The organism is Enterobacter cloacae complex sp. 402C9 (assembly GCF_050030745.1).
In the GTDB taxonomy this organism is placed as follows: Bacteria; Pseudomonadota; Gammaproteobacteria; order Enterobacterales; family Enterobacteriaceae; genus Enterobacter; species Enterobacter intestinihominis.
This window is the reverse complement of sequence record NZ_JBLGUW010000001.1, coordinates 2,396,658-2,417,701: the sequence shown is the minus strand read 5'-3', so window position 1 is coordinate 2,417,701 and position 21,044 is coordinate 2,396,658. Positions and strand designations below refer to the sequence as shown.

General features: G+C 55.7%; 15 protein-coding genes. 4 read left to right on the top strand and 11 right to left on the bottom strand.

The window, feature by feature from the left end; all coding sequences use genetic code 11:
- Positions 1-107: 107 nt before the first annotated feature.
- Positions 108-2,210 carry an elongation factor G gene (gene fusA, locus ACQG1K_RS11525; RefSeq protein ID WP_367074468.1) on the top strand — a complete coding sequence of 701 codons (2,103 nt, stop codon included), beginning with the start codon at positions 108-110 and terminating at the stop codon, positions 2,208-2,210.
- 67 nt (positions 2,211-2,277) lie between these two features.
- Here fusA and ACQG1K_RS11520 read toward each other — a convergent pair whose 3' ends face one another.
- The 3 genes from ACQG1K_RS11520 to ACQG1K_RS11510 are packed head-to-tail and all read right to left on the bottom strand — an operon-like array spanning position 2,278 to position 3,617.
- Positions 2,278-2,703 carry a DUF3828 domain-containing protein gene (locus ACQG1K_RS11520; protein WP_032624198.1) on the bottom strand — a complete coding sequence of 142 codons (426 nt, stop codon included), beginning with the start codon at positions 2,701-2,703 and terminating at the stop codon, positions 2,278-2,280.
- Positions 2,704-2,706: 3 nt separating this feature from the next.
- Positions 2,707-3,006, bottom strand: coding sequence for a hypothetical protein (locus ACQG1K_RS11515; RefSeq protein WP_367074470.1), 300 nt, complete (start codon positions 3,004-3,006; stop codon positions 2,707-2,709).
- 38 nt (positions 3,007-3,044) lie between these two features.
- Entirely contained in the window at positions 3,045-3,617 is a 573-nt protein-coding gene (locus tag ACQG1K_RS11510) for a flavin reductase family protein (RefSeq protein WP_023300182.1), read from the bottom strand.
- Between the two features lie 105 nt (positions 3,618-3,722).
- Between ACQG1K_RS11510 and nhoA the strand changes: the two genes are divergently transcribed.
- Entirely contained in the window at positions 3,723-4,568 is an 846-nt protein-coding gene (gene nhoA, locus ACQG1K_RS11505; RefSeq protein ID WP_022648215.1) for an N-hydroxyarylamine O-acetyltransferase, read from the top strand.
- A gap of 78 nt (positions 4,569-4,646) precedes the next feature.
- Here the strand turns inward: nhoA and narI are convergent, their stop codons facing one another.
- The 6 genes from narI to ACQG1K_RS11475 form a co-directional block, all read right to left on the bottom strand.
- The gene (gene narI, locus ACQG1K_RS11500) at positions 4,647-5,327 is read right to left on the bottom strand and encodes a respiratory nitrate reductase subunit gamma (protein WP_022648214.1); all 681 of its coding nucleotides are present in this window, start codon (positions 5,325-5,327) and stop codon (positions 4,647-4,649) included.
- On the bottom strand, positions 5,324-6,019 hold the full coding sequence (gene narW / locus ACQG1K_RS11495; protein ID WP_022648213.1) for a nitrate reductase molybdenum cofactor assembly chaperone: 696 nt from the start codon (positions 6,017-6,019) through the stop codon (positions 5,324-5,326). The genes narI and narW overlap by 4 nt, the downstream gene beginning before the upstream one ends.
- Complete coding sequence (gene narH, locus ACQG1K_RS11490; RefSeq protein ID WP_367074472.1) at positions 6,019-7,563, bottom strand: nitrate reductase subunit beta; 1,545 nt, start codon at positions 7,561-7,563, stop codon at positions 6,019-6,021. The genes narW and narH overlap by 1 nt, the downstream gene beginning before the upstream one ends.
- Positions 7,560-11,300: a nitrate reductase subunit alpha gene (locus ACQG1K_RS11485; protein WP_426720854.1), complete on the bottom strand. Its 3,741-nt coding sequence runs from the start codon at positions 11,298-11,300 to the stop codon at positions 7,560-7,562. Before ACQG1K_RS11485 ends, narH begins: the two co-directional genes overlap by 4 nt.
- Before the next feature lie 67 nt (positions 11,301-11,367).
- Entirely contained in the window at positions 11,368-12,753 is a 1,386-nt protein-coding gene (locus ACQG1K_RS11480) for a NarK family nitrate/nitrite MFS transporter (RefSeq protein ID WP_367074476.1), read from the bottom strand.
- A 210-nt stretch (positions 12,754-12,963) separates the two neighbouring features.
- The gene (locus tag ACQG1K_RS11475) at positions 12,964-13,539 is read right to left on the bottom strand and encodes a TetR family transcriptional regulator (protein WP_323634023.1); all 576 of its coding nucleotides are present in this window, start codon (positions 13,537-13,539) and stop codon (positions 12,964-12,966) included.
- 116 nt (positions 13,540-13,655) lie between these two features.
- Between ACQG1K_RS11475 and ACQG1K_RS11470 the strand changes: the two genes are divergently transcribed.
- Positions 13,656-15,146: an MFS transporter gene (locus tag ACQG1K_RS11470; protein WP_032624205.1), complete on the top strand. Its 1,491-nt coding sequence runs from the start codon at positions 13,656-13,658 to the stop codon at positions 15,144-15,146.
- Positions 15,147-15,190: 44 nt separating this feature from the next.
- Here ACQG1K_RS11470 and ompC read toward each other — a convergent pair whose 3' ends face one another.
- Together ompC and yddG are read right to left on the bottom strand one after the other, a co-directional pair.
- The gene (gene ompC / locus ACQG1K_RS11465) at positions 15,191-16,264 is read right to left on the bottom strand and encodes a porin OmpC (protein WP_022648207.1); all 1,074 of its coding nucleotides are present in this window, start codon (positions 16,262-16,264) and stop codon (positions 15,191-15,193) included.
- Between the two features lie 624 nt (positions 16,265-16,888).
- Complete coding sequence (gene yddG / locus ACQG1K_RS11460; RefSeq protein ID WP_367074480.1) at positions 16,889-17,767, bottom strand: aromatic amino acid DMT transporter YddG; 879 nt, start codon at positions 17,765-17,767, stop codon at positions 16,889-16,891.
- A gap of 220 nt (positions 17,768-17,987) precedes the next feature.
- On the opposite strand from yddG, the gene fdnG reads away from it, so the two are divergent.
- Positions 17,988-21,035, top strand: coding sequence for a formate dehydrogenase-N subunit alpha (gene fdnG, locus ACQG1K_RS11455; protein ID WP_367074482.1), 3,048 nt, complete (start codon positions 17,988-17,990; stop codon positions 21,033-21,035).
- Positions 21,036-21,044: the final 9 nt, after the last annotated feature.

Here is a 21,044-nt window from a genome sequence, read left to right as displayed (position 1 = left end):
AAAAAATAGTTCGATAATACTCGTACAATAGGACTATTATAACAAACGAACAAACACGCGACTATCCTGGTCGTCACAAACCCGTCATGAAGACGTAAGGAAATATCATGCCCCGACCCATTCCACTCGAACGTTATCGCAACATCGGTATCTCCGCGCATATCGATGCGGGCAAAACAACCACCACTGAGCGCATCCTGTTTTACACCGGGATGAGCCACAAGCTGGGTGAAGTACACGATGGCGCGGCAACCACCGACTGGATGGCGCAGGAGCAGGAGCGCGGGATCACCATTACGTCGGCGGCGGTGAGCTGTTTTTGGCCCGGCATGGACAGAGGCTTTGAACCGCACCGCATCAATATTATCGACACCCCCGGGCATGTGGATTTCACCATTGAGGTGGAACGTTCCATGCGTGTGCTCGACGGCGCGGTGATGGTTTATGACTCCGTCGGCGGCGTGCAGCCGCAATCGGAAACCGTCTGGCGTCAGGCGAATAAATATCACGTCCCGCGTCTGGCATTCGTCAACAAAATGGACCGCCCGGGTGCGGATTTCTTCCGCGTGGTGCGGATGATGCAGGAGCGGCTGAAAGCTAATCCGGTCCCGATTGTGATCCCCGTGGGCGCAGAGGAACACTTCACCGGCGTGGTTGATCTCATCAAGATGCGCACCATTCTTTGGGATGATGCGACCCAGGGCATGGCGTTCACCTACGCGCCGGTGCCCGACGATCTGCTGAGCACCGCGCAGACGTGGCGAGAAAAAATGGTCTCGTCTGCTGCAGAAGCCAGCGATGAGCTTATGGATAAGTACCTTGAGACGGGCGAACTGGATGAAGCGGAAATCATCAAAGGGTTACGGATCCGGACGATCTCCGGTGAAATACAGCCCATGCTGTGCGGCAGCGCTTTCAAGAACAAGGGTGTGCAGCGCATGCTCGACGCGGTGATTGAATTGATGCCGTCTCCACTGGACGTGCCTGCTATTGATGGGGTAGACGAAGATGGACAGCACGCCGAGCGCCACCCAAGCGATGATGAACCATTCTCTGCGCTGGCCTTCAAGCTGATGAGCGATCCGTACGTCGGACAGTTGACCTTTATTCGCGTCTATTCCGGCATACTGCGCAAAGGCGACGCGGTGTATAACCCGGTGAAGGGCAAAAAAGAGCGAATCGGGCGCATCGTGCTGATGCATGCCAACGACCGCCATGAGGTGGACGAGCTGCGCACAGGGGATATCGCAGCCTGTGTCGGGCTGAAAGACGTCACCACCGGTGACACGCTGACCGACCCGAATGCGGTGATCACCCTTGAACGGATGGAGTTCCCGGACCCGGTTATTTCGCTGGCGATTGAGCCGAAAACCAAGGCCGATCAGGAGAAAATGGGGATCGCCCTACAGCGCCTGGCGGCGGAGGATCCGTCTTTCCGTCTGCACACGGACGAAGAGTCCGGTCAGACCATTATCTCCGGGATGGGCGAACTGCATCTCGAAATCATCGTTGACCGCATGAAGCATGAGTTTGGCGTTGAGGCAAACATTGGTCGTCCGCAGGTCACCTACCGTGAAACCCTGCGTAAAGCGGTGAAGGATATTGAAGGTAAATTTGTCCGACAGTCCGGCGGGAAAGGGCAGTACGGTCATGTGGTCCTGAGTCTGGAGCCGATAGCAGCCGGAAGTGGTTTTGTGTTTGAAGATGCCACCAAAGGCGGGGTAGTGCCGCGGGAGTACATCCCGTCGGTGGAAAAAGGCTTGCGAGAAGCCATGAATACGGGTGTGCTGGCGGGCTATCCGGTTGTCGATGTGAAAGCGACCCTGACGTTTGGTTCCTACCATGACGTTGACTCCTCGGAGATGGCCTTCCGCATGGCGGCGATCCTCGGCTTCAAAGAGGGCGCGCGGCGGGCGGATCCGGTTATTCTTGAGCCGGTGATGCACGTTGAGGTGGAAACGCCGGAAGAGTATGCCGGGAACATTATGGGCGATCTCTCCTCCCGCCGCGGCATGGTGCAGGGGATGGCAGAGCAGTACGGCAGCCAGATTATTCGCGCTGACGTCCCACTGGCTGAAATGTTTGGCTACGCCACCACGCTGCGCTCGATGTCCCAGGGGCGCGCGACGTATACGATGGAGTTCCATCATTTTGCGGAAGCTCCGCGGAATGTGGCGGATGAGATTATTGCGAAGCGCGTGAAGAGTTAATTAATTGCACATGGTAGTCATTTGGCTACCATGTGCCTTTATTATTACGACAGGGAGTTTATGCCTGTTACTTAATTAGCGTCGCCGATCGCACTTTCCATTTTCCTTGCTCTTCAACGAGACAATCTGCAATAACATGATCTTGCTTCTTACCAAATGCGACATAGACGTTTGTGCAAACGGCGTCAAAATCAGAATGTAAGACGGTTATCTGATTCCAGTCATCATCCCAGTCCTGCGCTTTGATAAACATATCCGCATCGGGCATATCTTTGTCGCTACTGTCGCCAGAGTACATTTCTTTAATTGCTGCAATGGTCCCTGAGGCTACGTATTCGTTCATAATGTCTGGATTGAGTACGGGCGGTTTGTTCTGATCTAACTGCGCTATATACCATTGATTGAATTTAAGCGCCGCCTGACCCGGTGCATAAATGTTTTCTGCGGCCGCGAGCGGAGACAGGGCGAAAAGTAAAAAGTAGTGTGGTTTCATTAATCATGCCTGAACAGTTCGTAATGAGGTTGTATGTTGCGGTAAGCCTGCATTGACTAATGTGCGCCCCATATCTTTTGCCAGACGCGTGTTGGGGATTTTTAATCGACCACCCGCTCTGATAGCTTCTGTTACGTAACGAGCACAATAACCCGTGCTGCTGGGTTGCGCGTGTGATTTCGCATATGATATTGCGCCATCTTTGTTCCATGACATGGATATTTCCTTTACGAAAGATTGTTTATGCAACAGCTTCTGAAATATCCTCCGTTTAACATCGTTATGATAAACATAAAATGCCATAGAAATTTCATATAATTCAGATGGGTATAATTAAAAAATCAATCCAGCGCCTTCACCATCTTCCCACTCGTCACAAACGTCCCGGCCCCCAGATGATGCAGCGTATTCAGCTTATCCCCGTCAAACTGCCAGCGTCCGGCGACAAATGCGCGTTCATCTGCCGCGGCGGAAACCACTTCGCCAAACAGGGTGTCATATTTCTCGGCCGCAGAAGTGACAGGTAATAACCGACACTCCATCCACGCCAGACATTTCTCTTCTATAACCGGCAGACCAAGCTCAGGGCCATGAATAACCGGGATCCCGTAGCAATTAAATTTATCCTCGTCGCGCCCGCTGACGCTGCCGACCGCCCAGGTCCAGTTGGCTGCCGCCACGCCGGGGATCACAATGCCGAATTTCCCGCTGCGTTCGATCAACTCCCGTGACCACGCGCTTTTGTCTACCACAATCGCGATACGCGGGGGTTCAAATTCCACCGGCATAGACCATGCGGCGGCCATGACGTTGCGACGATCGATGGTCTCATCCCGGCTGGTGATGAGCACGGTTGGACCGTGATTCAGAAGACGGCTGGCATGACGTAATTCAACAGGACGAAAGTGGCTCATAGGATCTCCTCATGTACACGATGAGTATGGCGAAAAAGCACTTTTGCGCATATGCATAAGGGAAAATAGTTTATAAACAGGGGATATCACATCATGGAGCAAATCATGTCCCCATTTCTGAGTGCTTATTTTGCCCGCACGGGCTGGCAGCAGCCCGTACAGGTTAATATCGATACCCTGCGGGGGCTCCATTTACACCATAACTGCGCGATCCCTTTTGAAAATATTGACGTCGTTTTGCCGCGGGAAATCCATCTGGACGACGGGTGTCTGGTGGATAAACTGGTCACCGCGCGTCGGGGGGGATATTGCTTCGAGCAAAATGGCCTGTTTGAGCGGGTGTTACGCGAAGTTGGGTTTACGGTACGCAGCGTGCTGGGGCGGGTTGTACTGGCGAATCCGTCGCAGATGCCGCCGCGCACGCACCGGTTGCTCCTGGTTGAGCTGAACGGCGAGCGCTGGATCGCCGATGTGGGATTTGGCGGACAAACGCTGACGGCGCCGATTCGTTTGATCGCTAACGAGGAGCAGGAAACCCCGCACGGGAGTTATCGTTTGCTGAGCGAGGGTAACGACTGGGTACTGCAATTCCGCCATCACGAGCACTGGCAGTCGATGTACCAATTTGACCTGGGGACGCAGTACTTCAACGATTACGTGATGGGTAACTTCTGGTCGGCGCACTGGCCTCAGTCCCATTTTCGTCATCACCTGCTGATGTGTCGCCACCTGCCGGACGGGGGCAAGCTGACGCTGACCAACTTTAATTTTACCCACTGGCAGAACGGTCATGTGGAGGAGCAGATCCATTTGCCGGATGCGGAGGCGCTATATAAGCTGATGCAGGACCGGTTTGGCCTGGGCGTTGATGACCCGAAGCACGGCTTTACACTGGCAGAGCTGACGGCAGTAATGGCAGGGTTTGATACGCATCCGCAGGCAGGGAAATAGCCCGGTGGCGGCTACGCCTTACCGGGCCTACGGGCGTGTGAACGTAGGTCGGGTAAGGCGTAGCCGCCACCCGACAAATCAACGGCGCGATCTTACCACCTGATACCGACGCGTGAAGTACTCAAACGGCGCGCTCCACACGTGCACCAGGCGGGTGAACGGGAAGATGAGGAAGATCGTCATCCCCAGCACCAGATGCACGCGGAAGATCGGCGCGACGCCGCTCAGCATTTCCGACGAGCCGCCCTTAAACGTGACGATCCCCTGCGCCCAGCCGACCAGCTTCATCATCTCGCTTCCGTCAGGGTACTGAGCGGAGAAAGGAATGGTCGACAGCCCAAGGATGCACTGAAGCAGCAGGATACTCATGATGATAATATCCGGCGTGGTGGACGTGGCGCGCACCCGCTGGTTGAACAGGCGACGGATCAAAAGCATCGACCCACCGATCAGCGTCAGCACCCCGCAAATACCTCCCGCAATCATGGCTAACTGCTGTTTAACCGCGACGGGTAAAAACCAGGCGTACATCCAGTGCGGGGTTAACATGCCGAACAGGTGCCCGAAGAAGATCCCCAGAATCCCAATATGAAACAGGTTCGAAGCCCAGTTCATCCCGCGCTTGCTGAGCATCTGGCTTGATGACGCCCGCCAGGTGTACTGCCCATAGTCGTAGCGCAACCAACTGCCGAGGAAGAAGACGGTGGCGCAGATGTACGGATAAATGTCATAGAAAAACACGTTCAGGTAATGAGTCATTTTGGGCCTCCGGCGCTGACGTCCACGTACTGCGGCGCGACGTCCTGGCTAAAGCGTCGTTGATATTGCTGCATCGGCGAACTGTCGCACGATGTGGCGTTGTCTTCGATAAACTTGACCTGTTCCTCTTCCCACACGGCGTCCAGCGCCTGACGGGTATCATCACGTTTTTCACCGGATACCTGTTTCGCCACGCTGTCGCTGGAAAGCCGTGTTTCCGCCAGCGACAGCAGGGCGTCAAACAGCTGGTAATGCGCTACCTCGCGCTGTTTCAGGCGGCCTCCAATCAGCGCCAGTATAGGCGCGACGTTTTGCAGCCCTTCACGCGCCTCGTCGTCGCTGACGATACTGAGATATTCCAGATAGAGCGGCAGATAGTCCGGCAGCTCGCGGCAATCCAGCTCCAGCCCGGCTTTCTCATACTGGCTCATCAGGTCGACCATCGCCTGACCGCGATCGCGGGACTCGGCGTGAACGTGCTCGAACAGCAGTAGTGAAGTCGCGCGCCCCCGCTCGAAAACTTCACACCATTCGGCCTGCTTATCCAGCAGCGGGGCGCTCAGGTGCTGCTGCGCAAACGGCAGTAGCATGGGCGCATCCTGTTCCACCAGGGAAAGCGCTTCTTCACGGTTATCCCAAAGCAGCTCATCGGGATACTCAATCAGTAGCGCGATGATTTTAAGGATCTGCATTATTCTCCCTCCCCGTGATCGCGCACCTCGGTAATGTTGATCGCGTCGATGCGGCTGCTGTTGAAGAGGTTGAACCTGGTGTCGGAGCCGTGACAGCCGTCACCGAAGGTGAAGCCGCAGCCGTTTTTCTCAGGGAAGGCGTCGCGCGCCATTTCGCGGTGGCTGGTCGGGATCACGAAGCGGTCTTCGTAGTTAGCGATGGCCAGATAGCGGTACATCTCCTCAACCTGCGCTTCGGTCAGGCCTACTTCCTCAATGGCGCGGGTATCGGTCACGCCTTCCACGGTCTGGGAGCGTTTGTAGTGGCGCATCGCCATCATGCGCTTCAGAGCGCGCAGCACCGGGCCGGTATCGCCCGCGCTGAGCATATTTGCCAGGTATTGCACCGGGATGCGCAGGCTTTCGACCGCAGGCAGTACACCGTCGCTCTGCGGCAGACCACCCGCGTCCGCGTAGGACTGAATCGGTGACAGCGGCGGCACATACCAGACCATCGGCAGGGTGCGGTATTCCGGATGCAGCGGCAGGGCGAGCTTCCAGTCCATCGCCATTTTGTAAACCGGGGAACGCTGCGCTGCGTCGATGACGTTCTGCGGGATGCCCTGCTTCAGGGCTTCTTCAATCACCGCCGGATCGTTCGGGTTAAGGAACACGTCGCACTGGCGCTCATACAGATCGGTTTCATGCTCGGTGCTGGCCGCCTCTTCAATACGGTCCGCGTCATACAACAGCACGCCAAGGTAGCGGATGCGTCCAACGCAGGTTTCTGAGCAGACGGTCGGCTGGCCGGACTCGATGCGCGGATAGCAGAAGATGCACTTCTCTGACTTGCCGCTTTTCCAGTTGAAGTAGATTTTCTTGTACGGACAGCCGCTGATACACAGACGCCAGCCGCGGCATTTGTCCTGGTCGATCAGCACAATGCCGTCCTCTTCGCGTTTGTAAATCGCACCGCTCGGGCAGGTGGTGACGCAGCTCGGGTTGAGGCAATGCTCGCACAGGCGCGGCAGGTACATCATGAAGGTGTTTTCGAACTGACCGTACATCTCTTTCTGGATCTTCTGAAAGTTTCGGTCGCGGGCGCGTTTTTCGAACTCGCCACCCAGCAGCTCCTCCCAGTTTGGTCCCCAGACGATCTTATCCATCCGCTTACCGTCAATCAGCGAGCGGGGGCGGGCGGTAGGGAGGTGATCCCCCTCCGGGGCGCGGTGCAGATCCTGGTAATCGAAGGTGAAAGGTTCATAGTAATCGTCAATCTGCGGCAACACGGGGTTGGCGAAAATTTTCGACAGGACGCCCATTTTTCCGCCGAGGCGCGGGGTCAGCTTGCCGTGAATACTGCGGATCCATCCGCCTTGCCACTCATCCTGATCTTCCCAGTTTTTCGGATAGCCGATACCCGGTTTGGTTTCGACGTTATTAAACCACGCATACTCCATCCCTTCGCGCCCGGTCCAGACGTTCTTACAGGTGACCGAGCAGGTGTGGCAGCCAATGCATTTATCGAGATTCAGTACCATGCCAACCTGTGAGCGTATTTTCATTTTTTCGCCTCCTGAACCTGATCCCGACCTTCGCCGTCCAGCCAGTTAATGTTTTTCATTTTGCGGATCATAATAAACTCGTCGCGGTTCGAGCCGACGGTGCCGTAATAGTTAAAGCTGTACGCCAGCTGCGCGTAGCCGCCAATCATGTGGGTCGGTTTCGGACAGACGCGGGTGACCGAGTTGTGGATCCCGCCGCGCCGTCCGGTCACTTCTGACCCCGGAATGTTCAGAATGCGCTCCTGAGCGTGGTACATCATGGTCATGCCCGGCGGCACGCGCTGGCTAACCACCGCGCGGGCGGTGAGGGCGCCGTTGGCGTTGAAGGCTTCGATCCAGTCGTTGTCCTCAATCCCCAGCTCGCGCGCGTCGGTTTCGCTGATCCAGACGATTGGCCCCCCGCGTGACAGGGTCTGCATCAGCAGGTTTTCGCTGTAGGTGGAGTGAATGCCCCATTTCTGGTGCGGCGTCAGGAAGTTAAGCGCTTTTTCCGGGAAGCCGTTCGGCGGGATCTCGCGCATATGGGTGACGCTGCGGGTATCAATCGGTGGACGATAGGCCACCAGACTTTCACCGAAGGCGCGCATCCAGGTGTGATCCTGATACAGCTGCTGGCGGCCGGAAATCGTGCGCCACGGGATCAGCTCGTGAACGTTGGTATAGCCTGCGTTATACGAGACATGCTCGCTCTCAAGGCCGGACCACGTTGGGCTGGAGATAATTTTGCGCGGCTGCGCCTGAATATCGCGGAAGCGGATTTTCTCGTCTTCTTTGTTCAGTGCCAGATGGGTGTGATCGCGCCCGGTCAGTTCGCCGAGGGCCTCCCAGGCTTTGACCGCGACCTGACCGTTGGTTTCCGGCGCAAGAGCGAGGATCACCTCTGAAGCATCAATGGCGGTTTCAATGCGCGGTCGGCCTTTGGCCGGGCCGTCGAGCTTGACGTAATTGAGCTTGCCGAGGAAATCGACTTCGTTTTGCGTGTTCCACGATATGCCTTTTCCGCCGTTGCCGAGCTTGTCCAGCAGCGGACCGAGAGAAGTGAAGCGCTCGTAGGTTTCCGGATAGTTGCGCTCGACGACCGCAATGTTTGGCGCGGTTTTACCGGGGATGAGATCACACTCGCCTTTGCGCCAGTCCAGAATATCAAAAGGCTGCGACAGTTCCCCCGGGGAGTCATGCTGTAGCGGCTGTAGCACCACGTCAGTTTCGGTGGCGAGATGTCCGACGCACACTTCAGAGAAGACTTTGGCGATGCCCTTGTAAATCTCCCAGTCGCTGCGGGACTCCCACGCCGGGTCAACGGCTGCGGAAAGCGGGTGAATAAACGGATGCATGTCCGAGGTATTCATATCGTCTTTTTCATACCAGGTGGCGGTGGGCAGGACGATATCCGAGAACAGGCAGGTGCTGGACATACGGAAATCGAGCGTCACCAGCAGATCCAGCTTGCCCTCAATGGCGGCGGTTTGCCATTCCACCTCTTCAGGTTTCACGTCGTCCGTTGAGCCTAAATCCTCGCCCTGAATACCGCTCTCGGTGCCAAGCAGGTATTTCAGCATGTATTCATGGCCTTTCCCGGACGAGCCAAGCAGGTTAGAACGCCAGACAAACAGGTTGCGCGGGTGGTTCTTGCCGTTGTCCGGCTGTTCGCAGGCAAAGCGAATATCGCCCGATTTTAACGCCTGCACGGTGTAATCCTGCGGCGACATCCCGGCGGCGTCGGCGCGGGCCTTAACGTGCAGCGGGTTGAGGTTGAGCTGCGGCGCGGAAGGGAGCCAGCCCATGCGCTCGGCGCGGACGTTGAAATCAATCAGGTGACCGGTGAATTTCGACGCGTCTGCAAGAGGAGAAAGCAGCTCCTGTGCGGTGAGCTTCTCATAGCGCCACTGGCTGGCGTGGTTGTAGAAGTAAGAGGTGCTGTTCATCTGGCGCGGCGGACGGTTCCAGTCCAGTGCGAAGGCCAGCGGCAGCCAGCCGGTTTGCGGGCGCAGCTTCTCCTGGCCGACATAGTGCGACCAGCCGCCGCCGCTTTGCCCGACGCAGCCGCAGAAGACCAGCATGTTGATCATCCCGCGGTAGTTCATGTCCATGTGGTACCAGTGGTTCACACCGGCCCCGAGGATGATCATCGAACGACCATGGGTTTTGTGCGCCGTGTCGGCAAATTCACGGGCGATTTTTTCTATCAGGTAAGCGGGGACGCCGGTAATTTGTTCGCCCCAGGCCGGGGTGTAGGCTTTGATCTCGGCGTAGTTTGCCGCCGCGTTACTGTCTTCCAGACCGCGATCGAGGCCGTAGTTTGCGAGCACCAGATCGTACACGCTGACCACGCGTCTCTGGCTGCCGTCGGCCAGCGTCAGGGTTTTACTCGGTACGCGGCGCGTCAGCACCGGCTCCTGCTTCACGCTGCGGAAATGCGGGTTCTCGTTGCCCCCGAAGTAAGGGAAGGCCAAGTCTGCCACACTGTCGTGGGTGATGAGCAGGGAAAGCGTCAGCTCGGTCTCCTGTCCCGCGGCCAGCGACTCCAGGTTCCATTTGCCTTTTTCGCCCCAGCGGAAACCGATAGAGCCGTTCGGCGCCACCAGATTTCCGGCGACGTCAAAGGCGATGGTTTTCCACTCCGGATTATTGGTTTCACCCAGCCCGTCGGCCAGATCCGACGCGCGCAGCATGCGGCCCGGCACCACGCGACCGTCAGCCTGTTCATCCAGCAGGACCAGCATCGGCATGTCGGTGTAGCGGCGGCAATAGTTGAGGAAGTAATCGCTCGGGTTATCAAGGTGGAACTCTTTGAGGATCACATGCCCCATCGCCATGGCGAGGGCGCTGTCGGTACCTTGTTTTGGGGCCAGCCACTGGTCGCTGAGCTTCGCCACCTCCGAGAAGTCCGGCGTAATGGCGACGGTCTTGGTGCCTTTGTAACGCACTTCGGTAAAGAAGTGTGCGTCCGGGGTACGCGTCTGCGGCACGTTCGAGCCCCAGGCAATGATATAGCTGGAGTTGTACCAGTCCGCCGATTCCGGCACGTCGGTCTGCTCGCCCCAGGTCATCGGCGATGCCGGAGGCAGATCGCAGTACCAGTCATAGAAGCTCAGGCAGGTGCCGCCGAGCAGGGAGAGATAGCGCGTACCGGCGGCATAAGAGACCATCGACATGGCCGGGATGGGGGAAAAACCGGCTACCCGATCCGGGCCGTAGTTTTTGATGGTCCAGACGTTGGCGGCAGCAATCAGCTGGTTAAGCTCTTTCCAGTTTGAGCGGATAAACCCGCCTTTACCGCGCGCCTTTCTGTAGCTTTGCGCTTTCTGTGGATCGTTCTGAATGGCATCCCAGGCCAGCACCGGATCGGTATGCTGCGCCAGCGTCTCGCGCCAGAGCTCGATCAGCCTGCGGCGTACCAGCGGGTACTTGAGACGGTTGGCGCTGTAGAGATACCAGGAGTAGCTTGCGCCACGCGGGCAGCCGCGCGGTTCGTGGTTAGGCAGGTCGGGGCGGGTACGCGGGTAGTCGGTCTGCTGGGTTTCCCATGTCACCAGGCCATTTTTGACATAAATCTTCCAGCTACAGGAGCCGGTGCAGTTAACGCCGTGGGTGGATCGCACAATCTTGTCGAACTGCCAGCGCTGACGGTAGCTGTCCTCCCAGTCTCGGTTGGTGTGGTACACCTGGCCGTGCCCATCGGCGAAACTGTCGCCTTTTGTTTTGAAGTAACGGAAGCGGTCCAACAGTTTGCTCATGACATTTCTCCTGCTTCGATAACATGGCCGGAGGGTGAGGCATCACGCTCCGGCGAAGAGGTAGTTATTATTTTTGTGAGGATTTGCGGCCGTACACCAGCCAGGTGACGAGCACGCAGACGATGTAAAACACGAGGAAGACTTTCATGGCGCCCACCGGGGAACCGGTCATCGCCAGGGAGGTGCCAAAGGCTTTGGGAATAAAGAACCCGCCCACCGCACCGATGGCAGAGATAAAGCCCAGCGCCGCAGCCGTTTCGGTCACCGCTTCATGCTGTGCCTGTTCATCGCTCCCGCCCTGTTTTTTCACGCGGTCGAGGGTGATTTGGCGAAAGATAATCGCGATCATCTGGAAGGTCGAGCCGCTACCCAGGCCTGCGGTCAGAAACAGGCCCATAAAGACCAGATAGAAGGCGATAAAGCTGCCTGAACCAGACCCGGGGAGCGTCAGGAAAATCAGGGCGCTAAAGATGGCCATAAAGACGAAGTTGATCAGCGTCACCCTTACGCCGCCCAGTCTGTCCGAAATCATTCCGCCAGCCGAACGCGCCAGGGCGCCGATCAGTGGGCCAAAGAAGGCGAGGTGGAGGATATTAACGTCCGGAAACTGGGTTTTCGACAGCATGGCAAAGCCTGCCGAGAAACCGATAAACGAGCCGAAGGTTGCCAGATAAAGCAGGCTCAGCAGCCAGAGATGAAAGCGCTTAAGCACCGGAAGCTGGCTGGCAATGGACGCTTTCGAGCTGGCGATGTCGTTCATGCCAAAAAACGCCGCAATGGTGGCCAGAATCAGCAGCGGCGCCCAGATCCACGCCGCGTTCGCCAGCCACATCGTCGAGCCATCCTCCTGCGGTACGCCGTGCACGCCGAGGAAGGTAAGCATCGGCAGGAAAATCACCAGCGGCGCAACCAGCTGCATCACACTCACGCCCAGGTTACCCAGCCCGCCGTTAATGCCCAGTGCGCTACCCTGTCTGGCTTTCGGGAAGAAGAAGCTGATGTTTCCCATACTGGAAGCGAAGTTGGCACCGGCAAAACCGCAAAGCAGCGCGATGATGATGAAGATCCAATAGGGCGTGGCGGTATTCTGGATGGCGATCCCAAGCCAGACACAGGGTACGACCAGGATAACGGTGCTTAACACGGTCCAGTAACGCCCGCCAAATATCGGCACCATAAAAGAGTAGGGGACACGCAATATCGCGCCGGAGAGAGAAGGTAATGCCGTTAGCATAAAAAGCTGATCGGTGCTGAAATTAAATCCGACCTTATTAAGATTTACCGCAATAGCGCTAAACAACATCCAGACGCAAAACGCCAGAAGCAAACATGCCACGGAAATCCACAGGTTTCTTCGTGCGATATGTTTCCCTTTATTCTCCCAAAATTGCGCGTTTTCCGGTTTCCAGTTACTCAACAGATGCTGATTACTCTTCTCGCTTTGATGTGACATATCACCCTCTTGCTTACCGAAGTGGAGAAAAAAAAGAAGGAAAAACAGAAAGATACCTGTCAGTGGCGTATGAAATTTATAGGATGTTATGGGATACATCTGAAAGGATAGATAAAAAAGCGAATCCCTGAGTTTGGAATGGGAATCAGGGTTCGCTTTATGTGTTACTAATTGTAACTATTTGCGGAAATTAATACTCCGATGGGAGTATTAAAACAATTCGAGGGAGATAAGTTTATCCAGATGCTTATTAAATGCCGCGTCGTCCATTTCAGGCATATTTAAGACGTATATGCCATCCAGGCCACATACCAGACCAATTAAACGCCAGGCGATATTTTCCGGCTGATCAGCAAGCGTAAAGGCGTTGGCCTCCGCCCCGGCGCGGATAATTGCGACCGTTTCCTGGTGCCACATCTCCATGGTCAAAACGTAGGCGCCTTTGATATCGCTATCCCGGCTGGCGAGAATTTGCGCCTCCCGCCACAGTCGAATGTAGGGCTCAAACCCGCCGTCATCGCTGCCGAGCATGGCATGCAGGCGATCGCGCCAGCCTGCGTTTTCGCCAACGATTTCAGCATCCAGCAAATCGCGGATCAGCCTGACAAACGCCAGCGATTTAAGCTCGCCCGCCGACGCAAAGTGGTGATGCACCTGCCCGGTGGCGACGCCCGCTTCGGTAGCGATTCGGCGCACGGTCATCGCAGCGAATCCTTCGGTCAGCGCCACGCGCATTGCGGCCTGTAGGATCTCTTCCCGCCGCTCGTCCTTGCTCAGATAACGCATAATTTCTCACTCTCAATGGCAACGAAACGAGTGTAACAAAGAGCTGGACAAGTGTTCAACTTTACGTAGGATCGCAATCTGGACATGTGTCCAGTTTTTAACTGAAAAGGAAATTTATGTTTCGTCAGTGGTTAGCGTTAGTGATTATCGTGCTGGTGTATATCCCGGTGGCGATTGACGCGACGGTGCTGCACGTGGCGGCGCCAACATTGAGCATGACGCTGGGTGCCAGCGGCAACGAATTGTTGTGGATTATTGATATTTACTCGCTGGTGATGGCGGGGATGGTGCTGCCGATGGGCGCGCTGGGCGATCGCATAGGTTTTAAGCGCCTGCTGATGATCGGCAGCGTGCTGTTTGGCCTGTCATCGTTAGCGGCGGCTTTTGCGCCGTCCGCGGGCTGGCTGATTGCCGCCCGCGCGTCGCTGGCGATTGGCGCGGCGATGATCATTCCGGCTACGCTTGCAGGGATCCGCACGCTGTTTATTGACGTGCGGCACCGTAACATCGCCCTTGGCGTCTGGGCTGCCGTTGGGTCGGGCGGCGCGGCGTTTGGCCCGCTGATTGGCGGCATGCTGCTGGAGCACTTTTACTGGGGTTCGGTCTTCCTGATTAACGTGCCGATCGTGCTGATCGTGGTTTCGCTTGCTGCGCGCTTTGTGCCTGCTCAGCAGGGTCGGCCCGAGCAGCCGCTCAATATCAGCCATGCCATTATGCTGATTGTCGCCATTTTACTGCTGGTCTACAGCGCTAAAACCGCCCTGAAAGGGGTGCTGTCGCCGTGGATGGTGGCCTCTACGCTGCTTACCGGGGCGATGATGCTGTTTATCTTCGTCCGTATCCAGCTGCGCGCGCGCGTGCCAATGATCGACATGCGTCTGTTTTGCCATCGCATTATTTTAAGCGGCGTGGTCATGGCAATGACCGCCATGATTGCGCTGGTGGGCTTTGAACTGCTGATGGCGCAGGAGTTGCAGTTCGTGCATGGTTTTACGCCGTTTGAAGCAGGGATATTTATGCTGCCGGTGATGGTGGCGAGCGGATTTAGCGGGCCGATCGCGGGTGTGCTGGTCGGGCGTCTGGGGCTGCGCATTGTCGCGGCCGGAGGCATGGGGCTAAGCGCGATCAGTTTTATCGGCCTGTCGACGCTCGATTTCAGCACCCAACAGTGGCAGGCGTGGAGCCTGATGGTGCTGCTGGGCTTCAGTGCCGCCAGCGCACTGCTGGCATCGACGTCAGCGATCATGGCTGCCGCGCCGAAAGAGAAAGCGGCCGCCGCAGGCGCGATCGAAACCATGTCCTACGAGCTGGGCGCTGGTCTCGGGATCGCCATTTTCGGTCTGCTGTTAACCCGCAGCTTTTCGGCGTCAATTGTACTGCCGCAGGGGCTGAGCGCGTCGCTGACCGATAAAGCCTCGTCGTCCATCGGTGAAGCGATGAAGGTCGCGCAGGAGCTGACGCCGTCACTGGCCGAGCCGGTGATGACGGCGGCGAAAACCGCTTTCATCACCTCGCACAGCGTGGCCCTGGGCAGTGCGGGAGCCATGCTGATGATTCTGGCGATCGGGATCTGGTTTAGTCTGGCGAAGGTCGGAGGGCAGCAGTAAAAAAAAGGCCAGCCGCGAGGGCTGGCCTTTTCAACTAACACCTCTTAGAACTGGTAGGTCAGACCTACAGCCACGATGTTGTCGGTAGCCACTTTGGCATCTTTGGTGAACTGGCTGTCATCCACGAGGTTGATTTTGTAATCAACGTAGGTGGACATGTTTTTGTTGAAGTAGTAGCTCGCGCCAACGTCAACGTATTCAACCAGGTCCTGGTCGCCATAAGAACCGATGTCTTTACCTTTGGATTTCAGGTAAGCGATGGATGGACGCAGACCGAAGTCAAACTGGTACTGAGCCACAACTTCGAAGTTCTGTGCTTTGTTGGCAACGTGACCGCTACCGAACGCCGTCATGTTGCGGGTTTCAGAGTAGGTGGTTGCCAGGTAGATGTTGTTCGCATCGTACTTCAGGCCAGCAGCCCAGACTTCTGCGTTTTCGCCACCGGCGTTCAGGTTGCTTGCAGCACGAACCTGACGGTCAGTACGGTCAGATTTCGCGTAGGTCGCACCCACACCGAAGCCGTCGAATTCATAGGTAGAAGACAGACCCCAGCCGTCACCGTTGGATTCGGTGATCTCTGAACGGTCGTTTTTACCCTGGTACTGGGCAGCCACGTTCAGGCCGTCAACCAGACCAAAGAAGTCGGTGTTACGGTAGGTGGCAACGCCAGTGGTACGACCGGTCATGAAGCCGTCAGTCTGCGTCCAGGTATCGCCACCGAACTCTGGCAGAACGTCAGTCCATGCGCCGATGTCATAAGCAACACCGTAGTTACGACCGTAGTCGAAGGAACCGAATTCATCGAATTTCAGACCAGCGAAGGCCAGACGGGTTTTGTTGCCGTCGGAACCCTGAGCTTCAGAGCGGTTGCCCTTGAACTCATATTCCCACTGGCCGTATCCGGTCAGCTGATCGTTGATCTGAGTTTCACCTTTGAAGCCCAGACGAACGTATGTTTTGTCGCCGTCGCTACCAGCATCATCAGAAAAATAGTGCAGACCAGTAACTTTGCCGTACAGATCCAGTTTGTTACCGTCTTTGTTAAAAACTTCAGCCGCGTTAACAACGCCAGCCGCCAACATGGAAGTCACTGCCACTGCAACTAATTTAAGTTTCATCTTAACTAACCCTTATAATTTTATTCAGGTATTTCCTAAGCCACCTGAGCGATTTTTAAACGAGGCTTATCGTCAATGGCAGACTATTTTTAAAATTCCGTAGACTGCTTTCAATAATAAGTTTCAAAATATTAAAGATAATTTCAATTAGTGTGATCCTGATCCGATAAATTTCCCTTAAATCGCTCAATAAGGTTAATTTATATACATAAATTGATTATTAACCAAGCACGATAATAAGGCTGGAAATAGTTGCTATGCGTTTTTGTTTTTAGAGGGAGATAAAAGGGCTTGGCAGATAATCTCAAGGAATGGGGCGCGTTATTGACTTTTAAAACAGTGGTTTGTGGATTTGTCCGGAAGCCAGCAACTACTTTTTAAAAGAAACATCCAGAAATAAACTATTGCACTATGTGCTATATAGCGCGGGAATATTGGTGTTGAATTAATTACACGCGTTGTCAGTTTATGTCAATTTCCACAACGGATCTGACTTTCTATGAGTACTCTATACAGAAATAGAAATACATACGAATGTTATAAATAATATTCTTTACTGTGATCACATATTAAAATAATGTTAATTTTTACCGGGCGTAATTCGTGCCCGGTAAAATTAAAATGCTATTTGCGGGTGGCATACCAGCAAAGTAATGATCCGGCGCAAACCATTAATGCACCTTGCCAGAATGTGAATGAAAGCGGAGAGCTCAGCATAATAGCCGCCAGCGCGGCAGAGAGTACCGGGGTGAAGTAGGAGACGGCCGCAAGCACCGTGACGTTACCGTGGAGGATCCCAATGTTCCAGGCGGCGTAGCCAAAGCCAAGGGCAACACCACACATCAACAGTTTCACGACTACCGGCACGCTGAATACCATTTCGGGCTGATCGCTGACGGCATATTTGACCCACAGGCTCAGGGCGGTCAGCAGGACGAAAAGAGTAATGCCATTTTGCCCTCTGGCATACCTGCTGGTGACGGTGCAGTAGGCGGCCCAGATAAAGGCACCGGCAAATGCCAGCCCGTAGCTCAGCGGGCTGGAAACGATGTTTAGCATGATGTCGTGAACGTGCAGCCCGTTTTCGCCGCCTAAGACCCAGCCCACGCCCAGCAGGGAGATCGCTAAGCCGGGGATCACCCACAGGGTGGATTTTTGACCGTTGAACAAAATGGCGAACACAATCGTCAGGCTTGGCCAGAGATAATTGACCATGCCCACCTCAATTGCCTGCGAGCGCGTCGCGGCAAAGCCAAGCGACAGGGCAAGGCACATTTCATAGCTGACAAACAGGACGCTGCCCGCAATGAGATAGCCTTTCGAAAACCGTTTAATATCAGGGAAACCTACCGTCGCCAGACACAATAATCCGCTGACGGTGTAGATCATCGCTGCGCCCCCCACCGGGCCAAGTCCCTCACTGACGCTGCGGATGAGACCCACCATGGTGCTCCACAGCAGTATGGCCACCAGGCCAATCAGCGTTGCTCTTTTTCTGTCCATTACCCTGCCAGTCTGATAAAAATCAAAGGGTAAACTTATAGCATCTAACCCATTCACCAGGCGAATTTTCTGTTTCGCGGTTAACCCGAAAGGAGTAATAAATCATACCGGCGGTGACTATTAAGGGGGCGAAGTTCGGCGACCTTGATTTGACGCAAAAAAAACAGGGGCTTTGCTGTTAGTTTGCGGCGCGAAGTCTTATCAGATAACGAGGACAGCAATGGACGTCAGCCGCAGACAATTTTTTAAAATCTGCGCGGGCGGTATGGCCGGAACAACAGCCGCAATGCTGGGATTCGCTCCCAAAATGGCGCTGGCTCAGGCACGCAACTATAAACTGCTGCGCGCGAAAGAGATCCGTAACACCTGCACATACTGCTCCGTGGGTTGTGGGCTATTAATGTATAGCCTGGGTGATGGCGCGAAGAACGCCAAAGAAGCGATTTATCATATTGAAGGGGACCCGGACCATCCGGTGAGCCGCGGGGCGCTTTGCCCGAAAGGGGCGGGGCTGCTGGACTACGTCCACAGTGAAAACCGTCTGCGCTATCCGGAATATCGTGCGCCGGGCTCTGATAAATGGCAGCGCATCTCCTGGGACGAGGCCTTCTCCCGTATTGCAAAACTGATGAAAGCGGATCGCGACGCCAACTTTATTGAAAAGAACGATCAGGGCGTGACGGTAAACCGCTGGACCTCCACCGGGATGCTGTGTGCATCTGCGGCAAGTAATGAGACCGGCATGCTGACGCAAAAATTTGTGCGCTCCCTCGGCATGCTGGCGGTTGATAACCAGGCGCGCGTCTGACACGGACCAACGGTAGCAAGTCTTGCTCCAACATTTGGTCGCGGTGCGATGACCAACCACTGGGTTGATATCAAAAACGCAAACGTCGTGGTGGTGATGGGCGGTAACGCCGCTGAAGCCCATCCGGTGGGATTCCGCTGGGCGATGGAAGCGAAAAACAACAACGATGCGACGCTGATTGTCGTCGATCCACGCTTTACGCGTACGGCATCGGTGGCTGATATTTATGCGCCGATCCGCTCCGGTACGGATATTACGTTCCTTTCCGGCGTGCTGTTGTACCTGATCGAAAACAATAAGATTAACGCGGAATACGTTAAGCATTACACCAATGCCGGCCTGCTGGTGCGGGAAGATTTCGCCTTCGAAGATGGCCTGTTCAGCGGCTATGACGCAGAGAAACGTCAGTACGATAAATCGTCCTGGAACTATCAATTCGACGAAAACGGCTACGCGAAACGCGATGAGACCCTGACCGATCCGCGCTGCGTGTGGAACTTGCTGAAACAGCATGTTTCCCGTTATACGCCAGACGTGGTGGAAAACATCTGCGGTACGCCGAAAGCAGACTTCCTGAAAGTATGTGAAGTGCTGGCCTCCACCAGTGCCGCCGACAGAACAACCACCTTCCTGTACGCGCTGGGCTGGACGCAGCATACCGTGGGCGCGCAGAACATCCGTACCATGGCGATGATCCAGCTGCTGCTCGGCAACATGGGGATGGCCGGTGGTGGTGTGAACGCCCTGCGCGGACACTCCAACATTCAGGGCTTAACCGATCTCGGCCTGCTGTCGACCAGCCTGCCGGGTTACCTGACCCTGCCGTCGGAGAAGCAGACCGACTGGCAAAGCTGGCTTGACGCCAACACGCCAAAAGCGACGCGTCCGGACCAGGTGAACTACTGGAGTAACTATCCGAAGTTTGCCGTCAGTCTGATGAAATCGTTCTACGGCGATGCGGCGCAGAAAGAGAATGACTGGGGCTTTGAGTGGTTGCCGAAATGGGATCAGGCTTACGATGTCATCAAGTATTTCAACATGATGGATAAGGGCGACGTCACGGGGTATATCTGCCAGGGCTTTAACCCGGTGGCGTCATTCCCGGATAAAAACAAAGTCGTTCGCAGCCTGAGCAAGCTGAAGTACATGGTGGTTATCGATCCGCTGGTCACCGAAACGTCTACGTTCTGGCAGAACCACGGCGAGTCTAACGATGTCGATCCGGCATCCATTCAGACCGAGGTGTTCCGACTGCCATCGACCTGCTTTGCGGAAGAGGACGGTTCTATTGCCAACTCTGGCCGCTGGCTACAGTGGCACTGGAAAGGTCAGGATGCGCCGGGTGAAGCGCGTAATGACGGCGAAATTCTGGCCGGTATTTACCATCGTCTGCGCGAGATGTACCGCACCGAAGGCGGCAAAGGCGCTGAGCCGCTGCTGAAGATGAGCTGGAACTACAAGCAGCCGGATCATCCTGAGTCCGAAGAGGTGGCAAAAGAGAACAACGGCGTGGCGCTGGCCGACCTGTACGATGCCAACGGCAATCTGGTGGCGAAGAAAGGCCAGTTGCTCAATAGCTTCGCGCTGTTGCGTGACGACGGCAGCACGGCCTCGTCCTGCTGGATCTACACCGGCAGCTGGACGGAGCAGGGTAACCAGATGGCCAACCGTGATAACGCCGATCCGTCAGGCCTGGGCAACACGCTGGGCTGGGCATGGGCGTGGCCGTTGAACCGCCGCGTACTGTACAACCGTGCCTCGGCAGACGTGAACGGTAAGCCGTGGGATCCGAAACGCATGCTGATCGAGTGGAACGGCACGAAGTGGACGGGGAACGATATCCCGGACTTCAACACCGCCGCACCGGGCAGCAACACCGGGCCGTTTATCATGCAGCCGGAAGGGTTGGGACGTCTGTTTGCCATCGACAAGCTGGCGGAAGGGCCGTTCCCGGAACATTACGAGCCGATGGAAACGCCGCTCGGCACTAACCCGCTGCACCCGAACGTAGTTTCCAGCCCGGTAGTGCGTATCTATGAAGATGACGTGCTGCGTTTAGGTAAAAAGGACAAGTTCCCGTATGTCGGAACTACCTACCGCCTGACCGAGCATTTCCATACCTGGACCAAACATGCGCGGCTTAACGCCATCGCGCAGCCGGAACAGTTTGTGGAGATAAGCGAAACGCTGGCGAAGGCGAAAGGCATTGCCAATGGCGATCGCGTGACGGTGAGCAGCAAGCGCGGCTTTATTCGCGCGGTAGCGGTGGTCACCCGTCGTCTGCAAACGCTGAACGTGCACGGCCAGCAGGTGGAAACCGTCGGCATACCGCTGCACTGGGGCTTTGAAGGGGTGGCGCAGAAAGGCTACATCGCCAATACCCTGACGCCAAACGTCGGCGATTCCAACTCGCAAACGCCGGAGTATAAAGCGTTTCTGGTCAACATCGAGAAAGCGTAAGGAGCGATT